The sequence below is a fragment of the Ponticaulis koreensis DSM 19734 genome (assembly GCF_000420665.1).
Taxonomy (GTDB): Bacteria; Pseudomonadota; Alphaproteobacteria; order Caulobacterales; family Hyphomonadaceae; genus Ponticaulis; species Ponticaulis koreensis.
Window position 1 is genome coordinate 341,707 of sequence record NZ_ATVJ01000002.1, and the last position, 25,679, is coordinate 367,385.

The 25,679-nt window shown below is 54.3% G+C and carries 20 protein-coding genes; 9 read left to right on the forward strand and 11 right to left on the reverse strand.

The window, feature by feature from the left end:
- Positions 1-37 precede the first annotated feature (37 nt).
- Positions 38-706 carry an alpha/beta hydrolase gene (locus tag G523_RS0113455; protein WP_022695585.1) on the forward strand — a complete coding sequence of 223 codons (669 nt, stop codon included), beginning with the start codon at positions 38-40 and terminating at the stop codon, positions 704-706.
- Here the strand turns inward: G523_RS0113455 and G523_RS0113460 are convergent, their stop codons facing one another.
- On the reverse strand, positions 707-1,831 hold the full coding sequence (locus tag G523_RS0113460; RefSeq protein ID WP_022695586.1) for an anhydro-N-acetylmuramic acid kinase: 1,125 nt from the start codon (positions 1,829-1,831) through the stop codon (positions 707-709). It lies immediately after the preceding gene.
- Between the two features lie 46 nt (positions 1,832-1,877).
- Between G523_RS0113460 and tyrS the strand changes: the two genes are divergently transcribed.
- Positions 1,878-3,131 (forward strand): tyrosine--tRNA ligase, encoded by a 1,254-nt coding sequence (tyrS, locus tag G523_RS0113465; RefSeq protein ID WP_022695587.1) that lies wholly within the window; start codon positions 1,878-1,880, stop codon positions 3,129-3,131.
- Here tyrS and G523_RS0113470 read toward each other — a convergent pair.
- Complete coding sequence (locus G523_RS0113470) at positions 3,128-6,526, reverse strand: YhdP family protein (RefSeq protein WP_022695588.1); 3,399 nt, start codon at positions 6,524-6,526, stop codon at positions 3,128-3,130. The genes tyrS and G523_RS0113470 overlap by 4 nt on opposite strands.
- An 81-nt stretch (positions 6,527-6,607) precedes the next feature.
- Between G523_RS0113470 and bcp the strand changes: the two genes are divergently transcribed.
- The 3 genes from bcp to G523_RS0113485 all read left to right on the forward strand — a co-directional run bounded on the left by bcp (position 6,608) and on the right by G523_RS0113485 (position 8,923).
- Positions 6,608-7,081, forward strand: a complete 474-nt coding sequence (gene bcp, locus G523_RS0113475; protein WP_022695589.1) for a thioredoxin-dependent thiol peroxidase — start codon at positions 6,608-6,610, stop codon at positions 7,079-7,081.
- 158 nt (positions 7,082-7,239) lie between these two features.
- On the forward strand, positions 7,240-8,463 hold the full coding sequence (locus G523_RS0113480) for a M23 family metallopeptidase (protein WP_022695590.1): 1,224 nt from the start codon (positions 7,240-7,242) through the stop codon (positions 8,461-8,463).
- Entirely contained in the window at positions 8,444-8,923 is a 480-nt protein-coding gene (locus G523_RS0113485) for a bactofilin family protein (RefSeq protein WP_022695591.1), read from the forward strand. The genes G523_RS0113480 and G523_RS0113485 overlap by 20 nt, the downstream gene beginning before the upstream one ends.
- A 68-nt stretch (positions 8,924-8,991) precedes the next feature.
- On the opposite strand, the gene prfB is transcribed toward G523_RS0113485, so the two are convergent.
- The 3 genes from prfB to G523_RS0113500 form a co-directional block, all read right to left on the reverse strand.
- Positions 8,992-10,120 (reverse strand): peptide chain release factor 2 gene (gene prfB, locus G523_RS19345; RefSeq protein ID WP_155802745.1). Its coding sequence is split into 2 segments (ribosomal slippage): positions 8,992-10,050 and positions 10,052-10,120, totalling 1,128 coding nucleotides; the frame shifts between segments, so codons are not numbered across the junction.
- Between the two features lie 63 nt (positions 10,121-10,183).
- A complete protein-coding gene (locus G523_RS19350; RefSeq protein ID WP_022695593.1) occupies positions 10,184-12,943 on the reverse strand; it encodes a penicillin-binding protein 1A in 2,760 nt (919 codons plus the stop codon).
- A gap of 133 nt (positions 12,944-13,076) precedes the next feature.
- A complete protein-coding gene (locus G523_RS0113500) occupies positions 13,077-14,348 on the reverse strand; it encodes an N-acetylmuramoyl-L-alanine amidase (protein WP_022695594.1) in 1,272 nt (423 codons plus the stop codon).
- Positions 14,349-14,741: 393 nt separating this feature from the next.
- Between G523_RS0113500 and G523_RS0113505 the strand changes: the two genes are divergently transcribed.
- From G523_RS0113505 to G523_RS0113515, 3 genes are all read left to right on the forward strand, one after another.
- On the forward strand, positions 14,742-17,135 hold the full coding sequence (locus G523_RS0113505; protein WP_022695595.1) for an Rne/Rng family ribonuclease: 2,394 nt from the start codon (positions 14,742-14,744) through the stop codon (positions 17,133-17,135).
- Positions 17,136-17,252: 117 nt separating this feature from the next.
- Positions 17,253-18,605 carry a M48 family metalloprotease gene (locus G523_RS0113510; protein ID WP_027441752.1) on the forward strand — a complete coding sequence of 451 codons (1,353 nt, stop codon included), beginning with the start codon at positions 17,253-17,255 and terminating at the stop codon, positions 18,603-18,605.
- 48 nt (positions 18,606-18,653) lie between these two features.
- The gene (locus G523_RS0113515) at positions 18,654-19,376 is read left to right on the forward strand and encodes a DsbA family protein (RefSeq protein ID WP_022695597.1); all 723 of its coding nucleotides are present in this window, start codon (positions 18,654-18,656) and stop codon (positions 19,374-19,376) included.
- Here G523_RS0113515 and G523_RS0113520 read toward each other — a convergent pair whose 3' ends face one another.
- The 3 genes from G523_RS0113520 to G523_RS19355 all read right to left on the reverse strand — a co-directional run bounded on the left by G523_RS0113520 (position 19,377) and on the right by G523_RS19355 (position 22,145).
- The gene (locus tag G523_RS0113520) at positions 19,377-20,033 is read right to left on the reverse strand and encodes a DUF938 domain-containing protein (protein WP_022695598.1); all 657 of its coding nucleotides are present in this window, start codon (positions 20,031-20,033) and stop codon (positions 19,377-19,379) included.
- On the reverse strand, positions 20,030-21,040 hold the full coding sequence (locus G523_RS0113525; RefSeq protein WP_022695599.1) for a S1 family peptidase: 1,011 nt from the start codon (positions 21,038-21,040) through the stop codon (positions 20,030-20,032). The genes G523_RS0113520 and G523_RS0113525 overlap by 4 nt, the downstream gene beginning before the upstream one ends.
- Before the next feature lie 100 nt (positions 21,041-21,140).
- Entirely contained in the window at positions 21,141-22,145 is a 1,005-nt protein-coding gene (locus tag G523_RS19355; RefSeq protein WP_022695600.1) for a glycosyltransferase family 2 protein, read from the reverse strand.
- Positions 22,146-22,250: 105 nt separating this feature from the next.
- On the opposite strand from G523_RS19355, the gene G523_RS0113535 reads away from it, so the two are divergent.
- The gene (locus tag G523_RS0113535; protein ID WP_022695601.1) at positions 22,251-23,168 is read left to right on the forward strand and encodes an RNA-binding protein; all 918 of its coding nucleotides are present in this window, start codon (positions 22,251-22,253) and stop codon (positions 23,166-23,168) included.
- Between the two features lie 4 nt (positions 23,169-23,172).
- Here the strand turns inward: G523_RS0113535 and G523_RS0113540 are convergent, their stop codons facing one another.
- The 3 genes from G523_RS0113540 to G523_RS19360 are packed head-to-tail and all read right to left on the reverse strand — an operon-like array spanning position 23,173 to position 25,598.
- Positions 23,173-24,147 carry a KpsF/GutQ family sugar-phosphate isomerase gene (locus G523_RS0113540; protein WP_022695602.1) on the reverse strand — a complete coding sequence of 325 codons (975 nt, stop codon included), beginning with the start codon at positions 24,145-24,147 and terminating at the stop codon, positions 23,173-23,175.
- Between the two features lie 27 nt (positions 24,148-24,174).
- Entirely contained in the window at positions 24,175-24,795 is a 621-nt protein-coding gene (locus G523_RS0113545) for a histidine phosphatase family protein (protein ID WP_027441754.1), read from the reverse strand.
- 2 nt (positions 24,796-24,797) lie between these two features.
- Complete coding sequence (locus G523_RS19360; RefSeq protein ID WP_022695604.1) at positions 24,798-25,598, reverse strand: nucleotidyltransferase family protein; 801 nt, start codon at positions 25,596-25,598, stop codon at positions 24,798-24,800.
- Between the last annotated feature and the right edge of the window lie 81 nt (positions 25,599-25,679).

Consider the following 25,679-nt stretch of genomic DNA (forward strand, 5'->3'; position numbering starts at 1 on the left):
TCAGCAAATTGTCGCACGCTGCACTAAGGAGCACTACATGGCAGAGATTATCATTCCCGGCCCGGCTGGTCGTATCGAAGCCCGCTACACGGAAGGCCCGGATGAATCCTCTCCAATCGCTCTCATCCTTCACCCGCACCCGCGTGCTGGCGGCACGATGCAGGATCCAGTGACGATTTCCCTCTACAACCTGTTTGAGTCCCGCGGCTTTTCCGTGATGCGCTTTAACTTCCGTGGAGTCGGTCGCAGCCAAGGCCAGTTCGAATCGGGTTCGGGCGAATTGTCAGATGCTGCTTACGTTCTCGATTATATGGAATCGCTGACTGAAACGCCGCGTTACTGCTGGGTTGCAGGTTACTCATTCGGCGCGTGGATTTGCCTGCAGCTTCTGATGCGTCGTCCGGAAATTGATGGCTTCCTCGCTATCTCTCCGCCAGCAAACCACTACGACCTAAGCTTCCTGGCTCCATGCCCGGCTTCTGGCCTGATCCTGTCAGGTGATCAGGACAAAGTTGCGCCACCAGCCGACATCGAACGCTCGCTTACAAAAGTACGCGTCCAGAAAGGCGAAGTGATCACACGTGATTCAATCCCGGGCGCGAACCACTTCTATCAAGGCAAGCTGGACGAAATGACTGAACGTTGCGCCCAGTATCTCGATGAGAGCCTTCAGAAAGCCGAGCGCGAGCGCCTCGGCGACATCTGATCACTCGATCATTTTTCCACCCGTTAGCGGGTACGGCACTCCAGTCGTACCCGGAAAGCTGAGCGGCAGGCCACGCTTGCTGCGCACGGCCAGAAGTGCGAACGCTTCAGCCTCAATTGAATCACCGCGCCAGCCTTCATCCTCTGCCGTAACAACCGGCACAGGGCAGCGCTGATTCAGTTCTTCCATCAGAAACGGATTCAGACGCCCGCCGCCGCAAACGATGACTTTCGTGACAGGCTTGGGGAATAAACTAAGCCCTGATGCGACCCCGGTGGCGCTAAATGCTGTGAGGGTTGCACATCCGTCATTGAACGACAGGCCATCTGCAAGATCAGCGTTGAAATCATATCGATCAAGCGACTTCGGATAAGATCGTTTGAAATACGGGTGGCTCATCCAGTCGGCGAGGCGTTCGGCATGCACCTCACCCAGTCGCGCAGCGTGGCCATCGGCGTCATACGTGCCCTGATGATGCTTCATGACCCACTCATCGACAGGACCATTGGCGGGACCACAATCGAACCCGAAAATTTCATCACCGTTGATGTACGTCAGGTTTGCGACACCGCCGAGGTTCAATACCGCAACAGGCTGCTCGAGATCAGCGCTCAGTGCGAGGTGATAGACTGGCGCCAGTGGCGCCCCCTCACCTCCGGCTTCTACATCTGCTGTTCGAAAGTCGTACGCGAGCGGAACGCCCAATAACGCTTGCAGAGACTGCGCATCCAAAATCTGAAGCGTCCGGCCGTTCACGCCGTTTTGAGGCGCCTTATGCAGAACGGTTTGTCCATGCACGCCGGCAAGCGCTGGCCTAGCGTCAGGCGCGCATTGAGCCACAGCATCATCGAAAGCGTCTTTGTGGGCGCGATTTAGGACAATCATAGCCGCGTCAAAGGCAGCCTGCGGCGGCTCGCCTTCCCAGTGCCACGCACGCGCAGCCTCCACGGCAGCGCTGATGACGGCACGCTCTTCAGGTGCAAATTTACGCTCTGACACCGGTCCGAACTCATACACCTTTTCACCATCCGTACGAATGATTGCAGCGTCGACCGCATCAATCGAAGTGCCGCTCATAAAGCCTATTGTCCAGATTGGTGAAAAAACGCCTGTCTCAGTGTTCAAACCTTATACCCTTCGTGCTAGATCGCCGCGTCGACTGGAGACTAACATGAATGAATTCAAATCCGATTTTCTAAGCACGCTGCAATCCCGCGGCTACATCAAGCAGACCACTCACGAAGCTGAGTTGGACGCTTATTGCTCCAAAGGTGTGCCAGTTGCTTATACCGGATATGATGCCACAGCAGACAGCCTCCATGTAGGACACCTCGTCAGCATTATGATGCTCCGCCGCCTTCAACAAGCGGGCGGCAAGCCAATTGTACTTATCGGCGGCGGCACGACCAAGATCGGCGACCCGACAGATAAGGAAAAGTCGCGCCCAATCCTGACCGAAGAGCAGATCGCGGAAAACGCGGCTGGCATTCGAAAGGCTTTTGAAGCCTACCTGACGTTCGGTGACGGACCGACAGACGCTGTGATGCTGAACAATGCCGACTGGCTCGATGGCCTCGGGTACATCGAATTCCTTCGAGACGTAGGCAAGCTGTTCACCATCAACACGATGGTGAAACAGGATACTGTCGCGCGACGCCTCAAAAACGAGCAGCCATACACCTTCCTCGAATTTAACTACACGCTGCTTCAAGCCTATGATTTCCTCGAGCTTTCTCGACGCGCAGATTGCATGATGCAACTTGGTGGCTCTGACCAATGGGGCAACATTGTCGCCGGCACGGACCTCATCCACAAAATGGATGGCAATCAGGGATTCGGCATTACCTGTCCGCTCATCACGACCGCGTCCGGTGCGAAAATGGGTAAAACGGTTGGTGGCGCTGTATGGCTCAACGCAGACAAAAAGAGCCCGTACGAGTTCTGGCAATTCTGGCGCAATACTGAAGACGCTGATGTTGGTCGCTTCCTTCGTCTGTTTACCGACATTCCATTGGCTGAAATCGAGCGTCTTGAGGCACTTGAAGGTGCAGAGATCAACGATGCAAAAATTGCTCTGGCGGACGCTGCGACGACTATGCTTCACGGCGAGCAAGCTGCGAAAGACGCAAAAGAGTCCGCAGCAAAAGTGTTTGAACAAGGCGCAAGCGGAGACGCTCTGCCAACCTTTGATATCTCCAAAGGTGATGTCGAAGCAGGCATGCTGGTCGCAGCCGGATTCTCTGCGGCTGGTCTGACGAAATCCAACGGGGAAGCGCGCCGAAGCATCAAGCAGAATGCCGCTAAGCTCAACGGCGAGAGCGTCAGCGACGAGAACGCCACATTCAGCCTTTCGGATTTTGATGCAGATGGTCTGGCGACATTGTCCATCGGCAAAAAGCGCCACGCCCGCCTTCAACTCAGCTAGGGCGCAGGTTCCAGCTCTTCCGGTTCCGTGACTTCTTCTGGCTGCGGGACCGGAGCTTCAGGGTTTTCAAATACGCGGCGCAGCACACCCGGAACAATACCTGAAAGCGGGTTCACCGAGACACGCGCTTCTTCCAGCGATCCACGCACATCATAGGTGATAGCAAACACGCCTTCGCCTTCGCGTGAAACAAACAGATCACCAATAATCGGAATTCCGCCCAAGGCCGAGTTCACACCGAATGACGGCACGAGCACACCGCTGATCTGCAGGTCTTCACCATCGTCAAGCATATGACCATTCGCTGTTAAACCGAGCGCCGGGCCCGATGCCTTGCCGCCGCGAATATAGAACCCCTCAGGTGTGAGCGTCAGCGGAAGCTCGACATTTGAGAACAGCACGCCCTCACCTGACATCACATCTGACAAGCCTCGAAGTGACGCAAGAGACAGAATCTGCGTCAGCAAAGGGGCGTTCGCCATGCGCGCATTTCTGAGAGTGATATTCAGGTCGGACGGCTGCTCATCTGCTCGCATGATACCGCTCATGCTGAGCTCGCCACCCGTCACGAAGTCTTGCCCGAGAACCGCAGAGATCAATCCACCCGCATTGCTCGCCTGCGCCGTGAGCTGGTTGTTACCATCCTCCAGCCCCTGAATAGAGAGCGCAAACGGATTATCCAGTTCTAACGACCCAGCAAGCTCAAAACTGTTCAGCCGTGGCCCGGAGAAATCCACACGCATTGTCGCGTCCTGAGCCTGCAGATCATTTCTAAGCTGAAGGCGATCAATATTCGCATCCAGCGTGACTTCCCCAAAGATAGGAAGCGCACCACTGCCACCTGCGGCGCCGGCGTTCAGAACCCCTTCCAGGAGAGGCGCGGCATTCAGATACGGACCGGTTAGCTCCAGTTCGAGCGTGAGAGGATCCGGACGCCGAAGTTCACCACGCAGGTCAAGCTCGTCTTCGATGTAGATACGATCAACTGAGAGGTCTTCTAGCCGTCCGTCAGCGCCCAGAGAAACATCACCCTGGAAGTCGACGCCCTCTGCGATGAAGGCGATCTCGGTCGTCTGTTCTTCTTCCTCTGTGATCACGCGAACAATCGCGTTCGCAGGCTCACCTATTGGCTTAAACCAAGAAAACTCCTCTACATCGAGGCGCGATTCTTCAAAGTCGAGCGCAATGTTAATCAGGTTCCAGTTCTCGGCCGACGTACCAAACGCATCCAGCTCCGCATAAGCCGACCCGGTCATATAGGTCCGAATTGCAACGCCGAACCGATTGATGAAGTCAGGACTGACATAGCCGGATGCCCGTAATGTAGAGCGGTCTTCAGCCCCTTCTTCGCGAAACCGGTCGCTCCAAGTAAACTCCATCGGCGCGTCACCGAACTGGCCGTACCCGGAGATACGCAAGAGCTCATTGGACACGTGAATATCCGCCTGACTGCCGGTCAGGGACATCTCGTTAAAAAGCTCCCTGAAGCCGCCATCGGTGATTTCGCCTTCGACAGTGAAACGGGTATCCTCGTAGGACACTTCGGACAACGCAGGACGGATCAGCGAGAAGTGCGCCTGTCCGGACCCTGTAATATCCTGAATATTCAATCCATACTGCGCTTCAAGCTGAAGCCGGGAATCAGAAAGAGTCTGGAGAATATCCTGAACGTCACCAAAGCCTTCGGCGTCGATATAAAAGTTTTCACCCTTTGGCTTAAACTGGGAAATAGAGACCTTGCCTGCGGTTAGTGTCCAGTTACTAAATTCGCCGCTCTCAAGATCGAGCGAGAAAGAGTTTCCATTCAAGCGGGCAGAACCGCGCCCTCTGTTCACTGAAGGCAAATCCTCCAAAAATGACGTGACAGCATTCTCAAACACGAAATCCAGCTGAAGATCTTCATCGTCCAGTCGATCATCCCGCAATTCATCCGGCGCTAAGTCCATCCGGAATTGAGCCTCAGAGAAGTCGCCTTCGCGAACGTTTTCCTCAACCCACAAACGCGCATCAGCCCCGAGCGTTACGGGCCAGAATTTAAGTACGGTTTCCGGCGTGAATGCACCATCCACTGTGGCCGTCATGGAGATGCCAAAAGGAAGGTCATCTGGTAACGCATTTTCATCAGGCAAATATATTCGCCCTTGCGCGTAAGCTTGAGCGCCATCGACGAACGCAGTCATGTCCAGCACATCCATCTGGCGCCTGCGCAGATCCACCAACGCCTCAGCACGCACATTCTGAACCTGCCAGATGTCAGAAAAATAGGGCGTAAAGTCGAGCTGGAGCGCTTCGGCGTCCAGACTAATGGCATGTGGTTCAGCCAAAGGATCTTCCAGCAGGTTAGTAACCTGATCGAGCTGAAGCTGAAGACTACCCAGAGCAAACTCGGTATCGATTTCACGCGCATCTACAAACAGGACGTCGCGTTCTATATCGTATTCGACAAGCAGATTATTCGCGCCAAGCTCGATCAGACCTTCACCCGTAAGCAATTCGCCAGGCTGAGAGCTTACGTCCACAGAGACAATATCAATGCCGGACTGACGCACTTCAAATGCAAAGGACAAGTCGGCCACCAGTGTGCCAGAAAGGTCGGGCATAATCGCCACAAGCACAGGAAGCTCCGGTATATTTGCGTCTTGAAGGGACAAGACCGTTCGGAATTCGCGCAGCCGCGGAATAAACTCAAGATCAAACTCGAGGCTCTGAGGCGCCCCATCGCCAATGGCTTCGCCGAAACCCGAAATGCCGATCGTGTCGTCATCCTGAACGAGCGACAGGTTTGCATTTTCCAGCACCCATTCCACATCACTTCCCTCGTCTATAAGACGAACACGAAAGCCCGAGAGGGTAATTTCATCCACATTGGCGACGGCGGCAGAATTTGCGAGATTCTCGACAACATTCAGAATGGCTTGTTCAGCATACTGAAATGGCGACGTGGCTTCGTGGAATTGAACTGGATAGACCGGAGGGATGGCCTGTCCGGCAAATTTAAGTCCGCCATCTTCCAGACGCCGAACCTCAAACTCACCATCACGGATGTGGAGCTCCTGAAGTTCTACTTGCCCTACGAGCAGGCTAAACGCATCGAACTCAATCGTGGCAGAATCTGCGCGCGCGACAACTTCATCGGCGTCATTATAGAAGATCAATTCATCTGCCAGAATCTGAAATTCGTTCTGATCGTGCTGCCAACGCAAGGAAAGCGCCCCGACCGAAACAGGCTGGCCGCCCCGGGCGCGGGAGATTTCAGATTCAACGTTACCACGTACAAATTCAAGGTCGGTAGGCCCTGAAACGAGTCGCCATGCGATCAAACCAAGTCCGAGGCCGATCAGGAGCACAAGCCCCGTCAGACCTTCCAGAATGATTATGCCTGTGGTTTGACGCACTCAGAAAACTCACAATATTGATCAGAGTCAGAATCTGATCCTTTAAACTCATATATTTCATCAACCAGAAAGAAGGTCGACATGCAGATCGGAGATAAAATCCCATCATTTACACTGCCAACACCCGACGGCGGAACAGTATCTAGCGACGACCTGAAAGGCGGTTGGACCGTTATCTATTTTTACCCGAAGGACAACACCCCGGGCTGCACAACAGAGGCGAAAGACTTCAGCGCAGAAATCGAAGCATTTCAGGCACTTGGTGCACGCGTAATCGGCATCTCGGCCGACAGCCCCAAGAAACACGCAAATTTTATCGCAAAACAAGAACTCAAAGTCGGACTCCTGTCCGATGAAGATACCTCCGTATGCGAAGCATTTGGCGTATGGGTTGAAAAGAAGATGTATGGGAAAACATACATGGGCATCCTCAGATCAACATTTATCGTTGCCCCGGACCTCAAGGTCGCCCACGAGTGGAAAAAAGTTAAAGTAAAAGAACATGCTTCTGATGTTCTAAGCACTCTAAAAGAAGCAATTAACCAACATAATTGATTTCTTAATGAGCAATTTACCGGTTCGACCGACATTAACTAAAAAAAATGCGTTGAGTGGTCTTCGCGTCGTAATTTTTTTCGTCTAGGGTCGATCAAAATCCGGTGAAGGCGATCTGGGGCGCTTTAAATCGGCACGAGTATCGGGCGGCGTAGAATATGAAAGAAATGCACGGAAAAGCTAAATCCTGGCTCGAGAGGACATTTCCTGAGCGTCAGATTTATCACCGTAGCGGCGGTTCAGTACGTTATATCAACATTACCCAACGCCAACAGGTCCTCGCCGCGGCAGGTGCTGCGCTCGCGATTGGCTGGTGTGTGTTCGCAACGTTCAGCGTCATTAGCCAGGGGCCACGCCTCTCGGCTCACAATGATGCACTCGACCGCAACGATGCACGATGGCAGCGCTGGGTGAACGAAACGAACGCCCGCGCAGCAACCGCCCAGTCCCTGCTGGAAGAGCGAACCGAAGCCTTCCAACGCGCCACAGTCGAGTTCGAGCAACGTCACGAGACGCTCAAAATGCTCCTCGAAGCTGTCCAATCCCCAGAATCAATCGAAGAAAATGTGCTCCGCGGCAACGAAGCGAACTTTCTGATTGAAGCGGGCATTGAAGAAGGCGCACCACGGCAATCACGCCCTACTCCGGTACAGACGGCGTCTCTTGAGGTTGCCGGTTTCCGCGAGAATATCGATCAGCTGCGCCAAGAGCAAAACGCATTCCTTGATGGGGTTGAACAAGTCGCTGTTGAACGTTCCGAACAGGCGCGCGGCGTACTTCAGCTGACCGGCGTTGGTATTGGCCGTTTCGAAGAACAGCGTGAAATGGGTGGCCCACTCGTAGAGCTCAGCTCAATGAGCTCACAGTATGGCCTCAGTGATTCTGATCCGCAATTTTCAGAACGCGCCGTTCAGGTAGCAGCACGCCTGCAAGAAGCAAACTATTACCAAAGCCTGGTCGAACTGCTCCCGCTTGGTGAGCCGATCAGCGTTCCTTTCCGTGAAACTTCCGGTTATGGTCTTCGGACAGACCCGTTTAACCGCCGCCCAGCATTCCACGCGGGCATGGACATGGGCGCGTATCACCGGGCTCCAATTGTCGCCGCCGGTCCTGGCGTTGTTACCTATGCCGGATCACGATCTGGTTACGGACGTCTTGTCGAAATCGATCATGGTTACGGTTTTCGGACACGATATGGTCACCTTAATAGTGTAGAGGTTGAGGTAGGCGACGAGATCCAGATGGGCGATCTGGTCGGACGAATGGGCACAACCGGCCGAAGCACTGGTCCTCACCTGCACTATGAGGTCTGGTTCCGAGGCAAAACATATAACCCCGTAAATTTTTTGAGGGCAGGTCAACATGTTCACCAACAAGGGTAAACCAGAAGGTTCTTCTCCTTCACCGACACCATCGCAGGGAGAGCAGATGCGTCAGGCAGCTACACGTCCTGCAGCACGTTCTGCTCCTTCACTCTTCAGCAACGACATGAAGCTGAAAGGTTCAATTGTTTCCGAAGGCGAAATTCAGATCGACGGCAAAATCGAAGGTGACGTTAAAGCAGCGGCGCTGACAATCGGCGACACAGGCGAGATCCTAGGTGAAGTTGTTGCAGAAACAATCGTCGTACGCGGCAAGGTCAAAGGTCATATTCGCGCACGCAAAGTGCAACTGGCGTCATCTGCAAAAGTCGAAGGCGACATTACGCACTCATCTCTTTCTATTGAGGCAAATGCGGTGTTCGAAGGCCAGGTCAAACATTCTTCAGACCCTCTGAAAACAGGTTCTGCGCCTGCAAGCCCTGCCCCGTCTACGCCGACGCCGACGCCAAGCGCTGGCTAATCGACGCTCAGAAATTTAGAAAAAAGCCGCCCGTTTCGGGCGGCTTTTTTTGTTTGAAAAGAGACGCGCTAAGCCCCGCTGTCGTCCGTATCAGAAGCTGACGTCAGGCTATGTGACAGAGACGCCGCCAGAAACTGATCAAGATCACCATCCAGAACACCTTGCGTGTCGGAAGTTTCAACGTTTGTGCGTAAATCTTTGACCATCTGATATGGCTGAAGAACATACGATCGAATCTGGTGCCCCCAACCAATCTCCGATTTGGTGCTTTCCAGCGCCTCGGTTGCTTCACGCTTCTTCTGTAGCTCAAGCTCGTAAAGTCGCGCTCGCAGCATCTCCCAGGCGGTTGCACGGTTCTGGTGCTGAGAGCGACCATTCTGACATGCAACGACAATACCCGTAGGCTCGTGGGTCAGTCGAACAGCAGAATCCGTCTTGTTCACGTGCTGTCCGCCCGCGCCGCTCGCGCGATAGGTATCAGTCCGCACATCTTTGTCTTCGATCTCGATATCAATGGACTCATCGATTACAGGATAGACCCAGACGCTGGCAAAGCTCGTGTGACGACGGGCATTCGAATCGAACGGAGAAATGCGTACGAGGCGGTGAACACCTGACTCACTTTTCAGCCAGCCATAAGCGTTTTCGCCTTTAATCTGCAAAGTTGCCGACTTAATACCGGCTTCTTCACCGACATGCTCTTCGACTTCGTCCAGCTTCATGTCATGCGCATTGGCCCAGCGAACATACATTCTGCGGAGCATTCCCGCCCAATCCTGGCTTTCCGTTCCGCCGGCGCCAGCATGAATTTCAACATAACAGTCGTTTCCATCGGCCTCGCCGGAAAGCAACGCCTCTAGCTCTGCTTTTTCACCGCGCGCTTTAGCGTTTTTCAGAAGCTCCAGAATTTCCTCAAGGGCGTCCTTATCACCCTCTTCCTGAGCCATTTCATAAAGCTCGCGCGCATCAGACAGATCGCTCTCAAGCGACTGGATGGCCTCCATCTGATCGTTGAGCTTTGTACGCTCGCGCATCAGCTTTTGCGCCGCCTGCGCATCGTCCCAGAAGTCGGGACGTTCTGACATTGCCGTTAATTCGTCGAATCTTTTCTGGGAACGATCCCAGTCAAAGACGCCTCCTCAGCAGTTCCACTGACTGCTCGATCTGGCCTGCTAAAGACATCATTTCAGGTGTCATGCACCTACTCTCCTGAATTCGTGAATTCCGATTGGACTGCGGGTTCTAGACAGTTCACACCGCCTAGTAAACTTCCCCGTCAAAATCTTCCGGACCAGTTTGAGGTGGTGGTGTAATCTGACCCGGCTGCACAGGATCGTCACCATTGCCGTCAAATATATCGCCAACACCGGTAGAAACTTCGCCCGAATTTCCGTTGCCGAAAATACTGTCGAGATCGTCACCGAAGCTGTCTTCAAAGCCCGGCTCTGATCCACGACGGAACGCCTCGCGAATGACCTGACTATCAGGCCCCGGAAGAGTGCCGGATCGAGCGTCGATATTCATAAAGCGCACACCGCTTGGTGCACGGAATGGAAGCGGATCGTAATCGACCAGCGCTTCATTCATGAATGAACCGAAGATCGGTGCGGCAACACTGCCGCCAGCTTCGCCATTACCCATAGAGCGCGGTTCGTCGAAGCCAACGTAAATCCCTACGACAAGATCTGGAGAGAAGCCCATGAACCAGGCATCCATATAATCGTTTGTCGTACCAGTTTTACCACCCAGCGTGTGCTCGCAAAGTGTAGGAATATCATCAACGCCGAGCGCCGCTTCAGGACCGCCACGTGGACACTGACGACGAATGCCCACCGCGGTGCCGCGTTCAACAACGCCCTGCAGCATGTATGTGATCTGGAAAGCTGTGATCGGATCAATTACCTGCTCACGCGTATCAGCGAGAATAGGCGGCGCCTGCCCGGTATACTCTTCGTTGCAGCCCGGGCATTCGCGCGTATCCATTTGATAGATTGTTGCACCCTCACGGTCCTGAACCCTGTCAAACAGGCGCGGCGTGACCTGACGGCCGCCATTCACAAAGGCAGCATAAGACGCAGCCATATTCCATACAGTAACCTCACCTGCGCCGAGCGACATGGAGAGGTAAGGGTCCAAATGATCGTACACGCCAACACGTTCGGCAAACCGGGAGACCTGCTCCATACCGATATCCTGCGCGAGACGCACTGTCATAGCGTTGCGGGACATTTCAAGGCCGAGACGCATCGTGCTCATACCGTAAAAACGACCCGACGTGTAGTTTGTCGGGGCGTAGCACTGGTCTTCTTCACGCGTGTAGTCGCACTGAACAAAAGGCGCATCAAGAATTTGAGTTGCCGGCGTGAAAACAGCCTGTCCTGTACGGGGATCACCAAGCTCCAGAGCGGACGCATAGACGAACGGCTTGAACGAAGACCCCGGCTGACGCTGTGCTTGCACAGTCCGGTTGAACTGCGATCTCCAGAACGAGTAACCGCCCGCCATCGCAAGGACGCGACCCGTATGAGGGTCCAGAGCGAGGAGTGCACCTTCAACTTCAGGAATTTGGCCGAGACGAGCCTCACCGACCGGAACAAAGGCAGGCTCGACTTCATCAGCTTCAGTTTCCGACTCGGCTTCCGAGTTTGCCGCCTCTGTCAAAGTCTCTTCGGAAATGACTTCATCGCCAGCTGGATTGGAGCTGTCTGATCCTTCAGGTACGACCTCTTCACGCTCGACGCCGACGAGGATCACATCTCCCGGCTGAAGTCCGCGACCGCCGCCTTCACGGCGATAGGTGCGGGAGAACTCAATGTCATCTTCTGCAAGATCAATTTCAGCACCATCCGTCAGCAACAAGCGAACCGCGCTTGAAGATGCGGAAAGCACCAGCCCTGCCTCGCGTGTACCATAACCACCAGGAAGCTCTACCGCGTTCAGCGATTCAAGCTGGCTGTCGCCAAGTTCAATCACAGCAAGCGGGCCGCGATATCCGTGACGACGGTCATAGGCTTCCAGCCCATCGCGGAGCGCAGACTGTGCAGCCAGCTGAAGCCGCGTATCAAGTGTGGATCGGATAGAAAGGCCGTCTTCGCGAAGCTCGTCTTCGCCGATCTCTTCTGAAAGGGACCGACGCAGTTCCTCAACAAAGTAGGTTGCCGCCGCATATTCTTCGCCTCGCAAACGTTCCTGCGTCACAAGCGGCTCTGAAATTGCCGCTTCAGCCTCATCTCGGGAAATGTAACCGTTCGCCTGCATGCGACCGATCACCCAGTCACGACGCGCACGCGCGCGATCAGGATTGCGGAATGGGTTCACATCGCCCGGACGCTGAGGCATCGCAGCCAGAAGCGCCGCTTCAGCCAGAGAGAGTTCCGTTAGAGGCTTATTGAAATAATTGAGCGCTGCGGATGCAACACCATAAGAGCTGCCGCCGAGATAAATCTCGTTCATGTAGAGCTCAATGATCTCTTCTTTTGTGAATGCTTCTTCCATGCGACGTGACAAAATCGCCTCACGGATCTTTCGATCCAGCCTTTGCGAACTGTCATTCAGCAGCATGTTCTTGGCGACCTGCTGAGTAATGGTGGAACCGCCCTGCAAATTGCCACCAGCGCCAGAGATCATGTCTCGCGCATTGCGAAGCATCGCTCGCACCATGCCGAAATAGTCGATACCGCCGTGAGAGAAGAAGTTCTTGTCCTCGGCAGATACGAACGCTTCGATCAAATGCTCAGGCATCGCTTCATATGGAACGAACAGGCGATGCTCGCTCGCGAACTCAGCAATCAAGCGACCGTCACCCGCATGTACGCGGGTCGTAACTTCAGGCTGGTACTCTGCCAGGACATTTACGGACTGCAGATCACGTGAGAGCGCATTTACGTAAGCAGCGACAGCAAATGTGCCAATCAGGCCGAAAACAGCCACGACAATCATCAGGACCCGGAAAATCGGATGCATAAGAAAACGCGCAATAGCGCCAAAGAAACTTCTCAGGCCTTGCAGAACTGAATTCATAAGGACTCGCTCGCGATTTTACTGACAGTCAGGGTGATCCCGGAATCACCTTTAATTCCGGCTATACTATGGCGTGAGCATGCCCACGACTAGGCTTTCTATAGAGATATATGCGGTCGAAACAGCCCTGTAATCAGCCGCCGTTGGAGTAATACCGCGCGAGCGCCTGCTCTTCTCTGTCGAAATAAGTGTCAATCGCGCGACCAACAGCCTGCATGGCTCTTGTCAGCCCCTGCCCTGATGACAGTCGGCGTTCGTCGTTGGAGTTCGTCAGGAACCCAACTTCCAGAAGGACCGCAGGAACATCTGGCGCAAGCAAAACGTAGAAATTGGCCTGACGGTGCGTATTGCGCAGGATTGGCCCAACCTCTTCGAGCTCGGGAATGAGGATATCAGCAAACGCAGCGGAACGGGTCAGCGTTTCGCGCTCGACGAGGTTTTCAAGGATGTCCTGAGTTGCTGGGTCGACCGGATCGATTTCCATCGGAATATGCCATCCCATTCGTTCACGCATCTGCTCCATACGGGCATCGCCCTCGGTAGAGAGGGTATAGACGGAAGCACCCGCAACCGACCGACTTCCAGCTGCATCGGCGTGCAGAGAAATGAAGATATCAGCCTCCGCTCCTCGCGCAATTTCGATACGCCGGTCGTGATCGATATAATCGTCACTGTCGCGCGTCAGAACGACGTCGTAACGTCCTGTCTGCTCAAGAATATCGCGCAGGATTAGAGCACCGCGCAGGACGACCGATTTCTCATAGGTGCCAGAGTCACCGATAGTGCCAGGATCGCGACCACCATGACCGGGGTCAATCACGACTACATGGCGCTCCGGAACAGGCGCGATATCGCCGCGACCACCACGAAGATCAGGAACGCGCGCGGCGGCATCGACTTCTACATCAGCGACATGCGTCTCGCCTGACCACGGACCGGACGGACGAACACTTCGAAACGTGTCGAGATCGACCGGACGGAAATCCAGAACAATCCGATAAACACCATTCTGACGCGTCGGCTCCATAGTGTAGGAACTTTCCAGCACGAGCGGCTGATCAAGGTCGAACACAAGGCGCGACGTCGTCTCGGAATTATGTGCATACCGGTAACGTTGAATTCCACCGGCTCCGCGGCCTTCTCCCTGATGGGCCGCATGATCGGGCAACGCCCAGACAAGACGATCAAAGTCCAGCACATATCTTAACCCACCGGTGCTGAGCGCAAATTGTGAGTAATCGAGATCAGCAGTGGCATCGATCACAACGCGAGTTCTGTCGCCATCAAAGCCGACGCGAACATCACGAACTTCGACACCAGTCTGCGCTATCGCCGCGATGCCCGAAAAGACAACCGCAGTTAGTAGCGACGCTACCGCCATCAATGTGCGCAGGTAAGGTTTCATGCCACTTTCCACCGGCCAGACTATCGTTTGAGAGCATAGCGTCGTTTTGGTAAACACTCCATTTACCTTAGTGAAGGAATTGCAGTGAATTCAAAATCGCTCTTTTCTCTTTATTTTTGTTTCTAAATTATGCAGTGTGAGAGAGTCGCCTCCTTTAGATGAGCGACCCAAAGTGAACATACGGCGGAAGAGGTTGAGAAAAATCCCCTCCGAACCGCCGCCAAAAAATTGTTTGGTACCGGAAGTCGAAACTGATGACATCGCACTCTCATATAAGCATGTCGCTTCTCCTCGACCGCCAGACACCTCCTAACAAATATCAACACGGCCGACGTCGCAGTGCATTCAGGTACGACGCGCGAATTGTCAGGACGTGCAGCAGGAACACCCTTAATGACAAAAATGATGTTGATCGACGCGGTCCACCCGGAGGAAGTCCGGGTTGCCGTGGTCAACAAAGGTCAAGTCGAAGACTTTGATTTTGAAAGCGCCAAGAAACGACAGCTAAGAGGAAATATCTATCTCGCTAAAATCACACGCGTCGAACCGTCTCTTCAGGCGGCGTTCGTTGATTTTGGCGGGAATCGTCACGGCTTCCTCGCATTCAGTGAGATCCACCCGGATTACTATCAATTGCCGCAGGCAGACCGCGAGGCTCTGATCGCAGAGACGGCGTCTGCCGTACAAGCTGATGGTGACGACGCTGACGACATTGATGAGGACGACGATGAACGTCCTTCCTCCAAGGCACTACTCTCCAAGAATTACAAAATTCAGGAAGTTATCCGCCGTCGCCAGATCATGCTCGTCCAGGCCGTTAAAGAAGAACGCGGCAATAAAGGCGCAGCTCTGACAACTTACCTGTCTCTGGCAGGTCGTTATTGCGTACTCATGCCAAATACGCCTCGCGGCGGTGGCATCTCTCGTAAGATCACGAACAGCACAGACCGCAAGCGCCTGAAAGAGATTGTCCGCGATCTGAACGTACCGGAAGGCATGGGCCTGATTGTACGCACCGCGGGTGCGAAACGCACAAAGACGGAAATCAAGCGTGACTTCGAATACCTGATCAAACTCTGGTCGAAGATTCGCGAACTGACACTCAGCTCGGTTGCGCCATGCCTGATCAACGAAGAAGCAGGTCTCGTCCATCGCGCACTTCGCGACATGTACGACAAAGACATTGATCAGGTTCTGGTCGATGGCGAAGTCGCTTACCGCGAGGCCAAAGACCTCTCTAAAATGCTCATGCCGAGCCACGCGAAGAAGGTTCAACAGCACAAGTCTGGTCTGCCTGTTTTTTCTGAATACGGTGTTGAGTCACAGCTCGACAATATTTTCAGCCCGACCGTTCAACTGAAGTCCGGCGGATATCTGGTGATCCACCAGACAGAGGCTCTGGTCGCGATCGACGTGAACTCGGGCAAATCCACACGCGAACGCAATATCGAACAAACCGCGCTTCGAACAAACCTTGAAGCAGCCGAAGAAGCGTGTCGTCAGATGCGCCTTCGCGACCTCGCGGGTTTGGTCGTGATCGACTTCATCGACATGGAAGAAGCGAAGAACAACCGCGCTGTCGAACGCAGGATGAAAGATTGCCTGAAATACGACCGTGCACGCGTCCAGAACAACAAGATCTCCATGTTTGGTCTTATGGAAATTTCCCGGCAGCGTCGTCGTGCGGGCGTACTCGATACGAGCTCCGACCCGTGTACAGCGTGTAACGGTACAGGCCATGTCCGCTCTATCGAATCTTCTGCTCTGCAACTGCTTCGCGCCATTGAAAGCCGCAGCGCAGGTGTCGCAGGTGGCCAGATTGAGGTCAGTGCGCCTACAGACGTCGTTCTCTTTCTTCTGAACGAAAAACGTCAGGCGATCAGCGATCTTGAATTGCGCCAGAAGCTAACCGTACAGGTTAAAGCTCAATCCGACTTGTTGTTCGGTGAGTTCGAAATTCGAGTCACTAACGCAGAAGGTGATAATGTCGAGCCGCCTAAGCCAAAACCGATCGAGCGCGTGCCAATCACGGACGACGATGACCTTGAAGATATTGAGGACGACGAAGAAGACGAAGAGATCGCGGAAGAGAAACCAATGGGTCGCAAGCGCCGCCGTCGCGGGCGCCGTAAAGATCAGGACCGCTCGTCTTCTGACAATCTGAAGGTTGTCGACGCAGACGCGGATGATGAAGACGACAACTCAAACGGCCCATCTGATTTCGGCTCCAGCGACGATGATGACGGCACTGATGCCAACTCTCGCAAACGTCGTCGTCGCGGACGTCGGGGCGGACGTCGTCGCCGCGGAAGAGACGGCGCACCAGAGGCAGTTGAACTCAATGATGAGAACACGACTGAAGACGGTGGCGCGGTTCTCGACGAAGCGGCTTCAAACGTCGTTGCCCTCGTCGGCGAAGGTGTAGAAATCAAAGCGACACCGGAAGCTAAACCTGAGCCGGAAGCCACTGCAGATGACGTTGCCGAAACTTCTGAAGCAGCCGCTGTTTCTGAAGAAGCTGAAGCAGCTACTCCTGTAGAAACATCGGAACCGGAGACAGCGCCGGAACAGGGAACCGAAGCGCCTGAAGCGGTCGCGGAAGCACCGGCTGAAACTGCAGGAGAACCTGCAAAAGAAGAGACACCTCCTGCAGAGTTAACCGAGGAAACAGCTTCAGCTGAACCGGCAGCCCCTGCTGCAGAGGCCGAAGAGCCGAAGGAATTGCCGGAAACGGAAAAGCCTAAGAAAATCCGCCGAGGCTGGTGGCAACGCCGCAGCGCGGGCTAGGTCTCTAAACTATCTAAGATTTAATTCGCTAAGGGGGGATGCACTGCATCCCCCCTCTCGCATCCGGCCCTTAAGTGTGATTAGATTACGCAACGGGCGGGCGAAATGGAGAGATTTGTGAAGATTAAAAGCTTCGCCAGACACTTTGTCTCTGCGATCACAGTGTTTTGCACTGTGTCGTTTTCTGCCCACGCCCAGAGCTTCATCCGTGATGCGGAGATTGAAGCAATTCTGAGAGACTTCACCAATCCGGTTCTGGAAGCGGCCAATCTGCGTCCGGATGATGTAAACATCTTCATCATCAATGATCCGACGCTGAATGCTTTCGTTGCGCGCGGTCAGAATATTCACCTCCATACCGGCCTGATTATGGCGTCGGAAACGCCGGGCCAGCTGATCGGCGTTATCGCGCACGAGACGGGTCACATTGAAGGCGGGCATAATATCCGCCGTCAACGTGATCTGGAGATTGCGTCACGCCCTGCATTTGTATCTATCGGTCTTGGCTTGCTCGCCATTGCTGCCGGCGCGCCAGACGCTGGTGCGGCGCTGATCGCGAGCTCACAGCAATTCGGGTATCTGAATTTCGCATCTCATACGCGCCCTCAGGAGGCCTCCGCGGATCAGGCGGCTTTGCGATACATGCAGGCAACTGGTCGTTCACCGCGCGGTCTTCTGGAGTTCTTCGAGAACTTCCGCGATATCCAATTCTCCAACAATGCCGAACGCTATCGGTATTTCTACACCCACCCGCTTGCATCGGACCGTATTGAATCGCTTCGTCAGGGTGCCGAGCGTTCCGGTTTAATGGATCTCGAAGACGATCCCGAAGAAGTCTATCAGCTCGAAATGATGAAGGCGAAGCTGTTTGGCTTCATCATGGCGCCGGTTTATGTGCAGCGGGAGTATCCGCCATCAGACACATCAGTCCCTGCCCGGTATGCTCGCGCGATTTCGGCATTTCAGAGCCATAGCCTCGCAACGGCCCTAAGCCTCACTGACGAGCTGATAGAAGAATTCCCGGAGAACCCTTATTTCTACGAGCTGAAGGGCCAGATTCTCTTTGAAAACGGCCGGTTCGAGGAATCAGTCGAACCAAACCGTCGTTCTCTGGAGCTCGCAGGCCGCGTCCCTCTTCTTATGGTGAACCTCGCAAGGTCACTAAGCGCCATGCAGACCGAAGAAAGCCTCGCAGAAGCTGAAGAGCTTCTTTCGCTCGCGACTGCGCTTGAAGCCGGTAACGCATTCGCGTGGCATGAACTCTCTATTGTTCTCGAACGCCAGGGACGCAGGCCGGAAGCAAACCTCGCAACGGCTGAACAAGCGTTCCACTATGGCGACTGCGACCGTGCACGGAGTTTTGCAGCGAGAGCCTCAGAGGACCTTGAACCGAACACGCCAACAGGCATTCGCGCCAGTGACATCACCAGAATTTGTACGATTACAGCGCAGAGCCGCTCTAGGAGATAAGAGCCTGCGCGTGCTAGTCAGGTTCTGATCTATCTAGGGAAACAGTCTATGCTTGCTAAAACGCTCTCCGTTACAACGGCGCTTACCGTCCTCGTCGGTCTCGGCGCTTGCAACATGTCCGCTCAAAGCAACTCTGTGCCTGAAACGGCTCAAAGCCGAGAGGACGTTGAAGCCATCGTTCGCGCATATCTTCTGGAAAATCCGGAAATCATCATGGAAGCGATGCTCGTTCTGGAAGAACGTGAAAATGCGCGCCTCGGCGAGCAGCTCGCCTCAAACGACGCAGACTTCTCGGTTGGTCCTGCTGACGCAGACGTCACGATTGTTGAGTATTTTGACTATCATTGCGGCTATTGCCGCCGGTCACTCGACTGGGTGATGGATCAGGTAGAAAACAGCGACGGGCGCGTTCGCGTCGTATTCAAAGAGCTGCCAATCCTGTCAGAACAGTCTGTACGTGCGGCTCGCGCTGCAATCGCATCCCAGAACCAGGGCGAGTATCTTGAATTCCACCAGGCGATGATGCGCCATTCCGGACAGCTGTCAGATGACGATATTTTCGAAATCGCCCGTGATGTCGGCATGAACGCCACTCGCCTGGAACGCGATATGGAAAGCGCAGAAGTCGACGCTCATCTCGCACGAGTTCTCGGTGAAGCGCGCGAACATGGCGTTACTGGCACACCCGCCTTCTTTATCAATGGCGAACTGTACTCAGGCTTTGCGCAACGCGAACTAGAACAGCGCATCGAGTCGCTTCTCGAAGGCTGATCAGCCCTCCCGTCTGAACACGACGAACAAATTATTTGCCGGCATGGCTCTGACCGTTTCCAGAGCCAGCCGGTTTTTTATTGCGCGCGGCACGACATCGTTATCCAGATCACGCACGCCCCATGACGGATCTCGCATTTTAAGGTTCTGATCAAAAGCGGCGTTGCTATCAGCTGTGTGCTCGCAATTCCGACTGAATGGCCCATAGAAAACCATCCTGCCCTGAGGCTTCAGTTCACGCCCTGCTGTCAGCAATATCCCTTCCAGTACGGCGATCGGAGAAATGTGGATGACATTAGAGCTATAAACCACGTCAAACGGTTCCAACTTCGAATAATCCGGCGGCTTCGAGGCATCCACGGTTTCCGCGATCAGCCTGTCGGAAATTGCCAAATGAGTCGCCCAATCGTTGCAGCTATCGACTGACGAGGAATCAAGATCAGTGGCAAACCAGCTTAACCCTGCATTGGCTTCTACAAGGTGAGCTGCATGCTCACCGGTTCCGCATCCGATCTCCAGAACCTTGCCCTCAGTAAGACCAAGAGACTGAAACGCTTCCATGATATGGGGCAGATTGCGCGCCGCCGATGGCGACATAAGGCGCCTCCCTTCGGTCGCACGCTCTTCCAACGCGATGGGCTTTTTCTGGTCATTCATACTTCGCTCTCCGGGCGCAGACAGACAAATCTGCCACCTTGCTCACAAATAGACATGGCGCGTCGCATCCAAACATCGAATGACTTTACACGCATGTAGAAGGCCCGATCAAACGGCGGGCACGCATCCACGGTTACGGATGACAGAACACCAACGACCTGAGGGCCATTGGACGTCGGCACATAGAGCGGGCCACCACTATCGCCGACACATGGCGCAAAACGTCCCCCATTATCTACCATAATGAACGTCTCGCCGACATTTCGAACGACAAGCGGACCGCCTTGTAGGAAACGGTTCTGACCGTTCTTGCCCCAACCTGCAAAATAGGCTGTATCGCCGGCGCCAATAGGAAGCGGCATATCCCCGAGATCGGTTCTGGCGATTTCCACCTCAGAAAGCGGTTCTGTATCTTCCACGTAAATGAGCGCGATATCGTCATCGAATTTTCCGGTATCAGAGTACCAGGCCGAATGACAGACCGCGCCTTCAATTGGAACGATAACCGTTTCAGGCTGCATCACATCCTGCGCCGGCGCGATAAGGATCATATCGATGACTTGCGATGTTGGCCCACGCATACGAACGCAGTGATTAGCCGTCAGGAACCAATTCTCAGAGATACGGGTTGCTGCGCAATGATGGCGCTGCGTACCACCTGCCGAGAGAACCTGCTCGATTTTCACCAATCCGGGGAACGCGTCCAGATCGGGAAACGCCCGTTCAGCAGACCGCGCACTGGCGGAGGCGCTCAGCGCAGGGCGCTGCATCCAGCCGGGCGGCTCAGCAGTGTGCGACGGATCACGAAAGAAGCATGGCTCAAGCGAATAGTCGGCAAGGGTTGCAGCCTCTACGCCGCCCGTTTCCGAGTAAACACCCGCTGGCGAAGGCGATAATCTGTCAAAAACGCGGTCAATTTTCCGGTGAATATCGGGTTGGCGGTCAGCGTATAATACACCGCCGGCTCCGACGATCAGGCTTGCCAGAATAATCAGCAGCGTTCGCAAATCAGCCCCTCACCTATTTGAGAATACTCGCTCTTTGGGAGAATATCAGTGGGCAACCAAAATCGCCAGAAGAAGGCGTTCACGAAGCAGTCAGAACACATCAACGCCCATTTGTCTGGCGGACTGCTGATCGATGTTCAGACATTGCAAAAATATTCCAGTGAAACATGCGTGAGAGGCGGCTGAGGGGCACCGTTCGTTTATCCGATCTCAACGCTTTCCGCTTGCGTCTGAAGGTGAATGCTTCATGCCAGCCATCTTTGGTACCTTTCCAGACATGTCCCGAATAAGGTGTCCCGATATATCGGATAAGCAGATAAGCCGTGAGCCCCAGATGCCCCGGAAGTGTCAGCCACAACAAAACAGCGGGCATGTTTCCGATATAGGTCCACACCCTGTTTCTCGCGCCATGATAGACTGAAAACTCACTGGCCTCGCCAGACAGGCCTCCGCCCTTGTGTTGAACAATCGCGTCAGGCTCAAACAGGCAGTACTCGCCAGCCAGCCGCATGCGAAATCCAAGATCGACATCTTCCATGAAACAGAAATAACGTTCTTCGAAGCCGCCATGGGCGAGAAACGTTTCGCGATGATAGACAGCACTCGCGCCGCAAGGAGCGAAGGTCTCACCCGCTTCGGGTATCTCGCTCGCAGGGCGATGATATCCGCCGCGCCATGCAAAGCCCCAGATCGTGTAACCGTCACCAATGCCATCAAGGATGTCGTTGTCATCCATGCTGAGCTGTGTGGATGCAAACATGCGACAATCCGGATTCGTCGCTATCGAGTTTGCGAGCGTTTCGAGCCAGTCAGGTGCCGCTTCGGCATCCGCATTCAAAAGCGCCAACCATTCGCCCCGCGCCTTCTTGGCCGCGATGTTATTGCCTTCTGCGAAGCCGCTATTGCGACCGAGAAGATCGATATCGCAATGGCGTAATGCTGATACATCAAGCCCGTTCATCGAACCGTCGGTCGAATCATTATCGATAATGATGGTTTCAAAGTTCTGGAAGGTCTGCGCCGCGAGCGAGTCGATCGCCTTCTGAAGATAGGCCCCACCATTGTAATTGATGATCAGAACCGAAAAGAAGGGCGTGTCCGACACAATAAGCTACCTGTCACTCGAAAGTCCGAACCCATTCGCCATGATTTACCCTGCGATGACAAGTCGTGTGCTAGAGAAGTCCAGACACAGCGCGGGGTTTAGGCTATGAGCGACATTGAAACGATCAGACAGGAAGTTGTCGACGTCATCCGACGGGTTGGTCCGACCTTGGGCAAAGAGCTTGCCGAACACCTGCCGGACCGAAATTATCTGGAACTCTGGCAGGCCTGTTTCACTAGTCCGGACATCCTGATTTCTCACTTCTCCCGCTATTATCTGCGCTATGACATCACGCGTGAGGATTTCATCCGCCTTAGCCCGTCTATCCTTCGGGACTTCCTCTCTTTCACGCTGTTCTCCACCAACGACCAACGAGAACAAGTGATCGACCGACAAGTCACATTGTCCAATCTTCACCGCCAGGTCAGCATGCAGAAAATGCGTTTGGCGCGATCAATTCTGCGCCAGATTATGCGCAAAATTCCAAAAGAGCTGCACCACGAAATGTGCGCCTTTATCGCCGGAGATATTGCCTATTTCCTAGCGCACCGGGAGCCACGCGAAGTCTCCGCAATCGGCGAAATGGTGAACGGATCGGACATCGACATCATTATCGTCCATGACGGACTTCCAGATGACATTCTGGAGCTGATCGACCGTGAGATGATGTCGTTCAAGCTCTATTATCTGCGGCACCCGGAATACCGCGAAGAGGTCGACTATATCTGCAAGCACAAGCTCACCATGTTCGGGCAGCTCGCCTATCAGACCATCGACCATAAGATCGCGTCCAAGATCGCCTATGAGGCTATCTTCCTTGCGGGCTCTGTCGAGATTTTCGCAGAAATCAAAAATCAGGTGGAGGCGTCAGGGACGCAGGATCTGATTGAGCGCGACTTCCTGCAGGGGCTGGAAGAGCGCAAGGTCGCCATGCGTACACTGCTTTCCGTGGACGCCAGCAAACTCGATAAGAATACCGAGTCGCTGTTCTTCTTCTCGCAGGAGCGCGTGGAGTTTCAGTAGGCGCTCAGGACAGGCCAGCCTTCAACAGCATATGCATGTGAATGAGACCGGTTGGTTCACTCGCTTCATTGCATACAAAAACCTGCGTCAGCTTACGTTCGCCCGCAGTCAGCGTGCGCAGAACATCCGCCGCGAGAGACGTTTCTTTCACCGTAATCGGGCCACGCGTCATAATCTCATCAACCTTGCGGTTTGGCAGGTCTACAGCGAGGTTTCGGCGCAAATCGCCATCCGTGATGATACCCGCAAGCGTTCCATCAGCCGATTTCACGCCAACACAGCCAAAGCCTTTCGCGCTCATTTCGGCGACCGCTGCTTCCATACTCGTACCTTCAGCGACGAGCGGAATATCCTCAGCTGAGGCCATAAGATCAGCTGCGCTGGTCAACGCAGCGCCAAGCGCACCGCCTGGATGGTAGCGTTTGAAATCCATTGCGGTGAAGCCGCGACGCTCGATCAGCGCAACGGCCAGTGCATCGCCATAAGCCATCATCAGTGTTGTAGACGTTGTCGGCGCGCGCGTCTCACCGCAGGCTTCAGCTGCGTTCGGGACCAGAAGAAGATGGTCGGAATTCTTTGCGAGCGTCGATGTCGCGTCTGTCGTCATGCCTATCAGCGGTACAGAGAAACGACGACAGTAGGCGATAATGTCGCTCAGTTCTTTGGTTTCACCGGACTTTGAAAGTGCAAGCACAGCATCCTGTTGTGAGATCATGCCGAGATCGCCATGGCTCGCTTCTGCCGGATGGACGAAATAGGCCGGTGTACCCGTCGAGGCGAGCGTAGCGGCGATCTTCCGCGCAACATGGCCTGATTTGCCGACACCAACGCATGCCAGACGCCCCTCGACAGAGCCAATCAGGTCCACAACATCAACAGCGGCCTGATCGAGTGCGCTCTGGAGCTGGAGCATGCCTTCACGCTCGGTCTCGATCGTCCGCTTCAGCGCGCTCAGGGTCTTTGCAGCAGTGTCAGGCATTTTATTCTTTCAAATCCGGTTCGGGCTTTAAATATCGTCTGGCTTCATATTCCAGAAGCGGGGCATATAGCTACCCTTCACATAATCCGCGCAACAGATATGTCCTGTTTTTACCTTGGCTGAGGGCGCATCGACCTGCCCGTCGTAAATGGCTTCGTGGAAGTATCGCAGCGTACCATTCGACGTGATCAGCAGCACCGTCTCTGCTGGTACCTCGGTGATTTCCTGCATCACGGAGACGGCGTTTTGCCTGAGAGTTGCGAGGTCCGGTGACCAGTCTGCTCCATCAGGAATAATGGTGCGCTCGCGCCAGTCTTCGATAACATCCGCGCCATATAGCGCCTCGATTTCTGCGTCGCTTTTGCCGCCCCAACTGCCATAGTCGATTTCCTTAAGGCGCTCATCGATCTCGATCACACCAGAAAACCCGATTTCCGCGGCGATCAGATCAGCGCCTTCACGCGTACGTACCAGCGGACCCGAGATAATACGATCAGGCATAATAGACTGACGGTTGAGGTATGCCCCGATGGCTGTCGATTGCTCTCTACCTTTTTCAACGAGCGGATAATCTTCCCGCGCGCCAACCCATACAGGCGTATCGCCGGGACCAAATGTATTCCCATGACGTGCCAGAATAACTTTCACGCTCAAGCTCCTGTATCACCAAGATTTTCAAGAACACGCTGAAACATGTCGCGACGACCGACATCGACCCAGCGATCAGAAATCGGCATTGATCGGACCGTTCTCCCAACTTCGATCGCGCGCTGGATAAGGTCCGGCATATCGATCCGCTCGCCCTTATCGATCAGATCGATCAGCTCTGGTGAAACCGCATACATGCCAGCACTAATGCTCACAGATTGGGTCGGCTTTTCCGTCACGCTCAACACACGGTCCGACATGGTTTCAACGACACCATACGGCACCTGAAACTCAGCCTGTCGGGTACACATTGTCACCGCGGACGAGGCATCATGAAAGGCCAGCACTTTGCGATAGTCCAGATCGGTCAGAAGGTCGGCGTTTGCGACGATGAATGGCATGTCCGGGCGTTCATCGAGATATGCCAGACTTCCTCCCGTGCCGAGCCGGTGTGGCTCCTCAATATAGGATATGTCTACGCCCCAGCGCTCGCCATTGCCAAAGTGATCGACAATCTGATCCGAGAAGTGACGAATCGAGAATACGAATCGGCAGAACCCCTGCCCGATCATCTGCGCGATAATGTGCTCGAGCATTGGCGCGCCGACGATTGGGAGCATCGGTTTCGGGACTTCTTTTGTGAGCGGCATCATGCGTTGACCGAGGCCACCCGCCATAATCATAACCAGCTCGGGCCTGCGCACCTCTGGCAGCGTGACCGTGCGCGTTTGCGCGATCAGGTCGGAGATATCAATATCCTCACCGGGGATATGGTAGGACATTGTCTCGGCGCTGTCTGACATTCTGGTTCTCTACGCTACACTGAAAGTCAGTTCCGCTTCTGACGCCTGCACAAGTCAATTGCAAGCTTACGGCGGGTGACT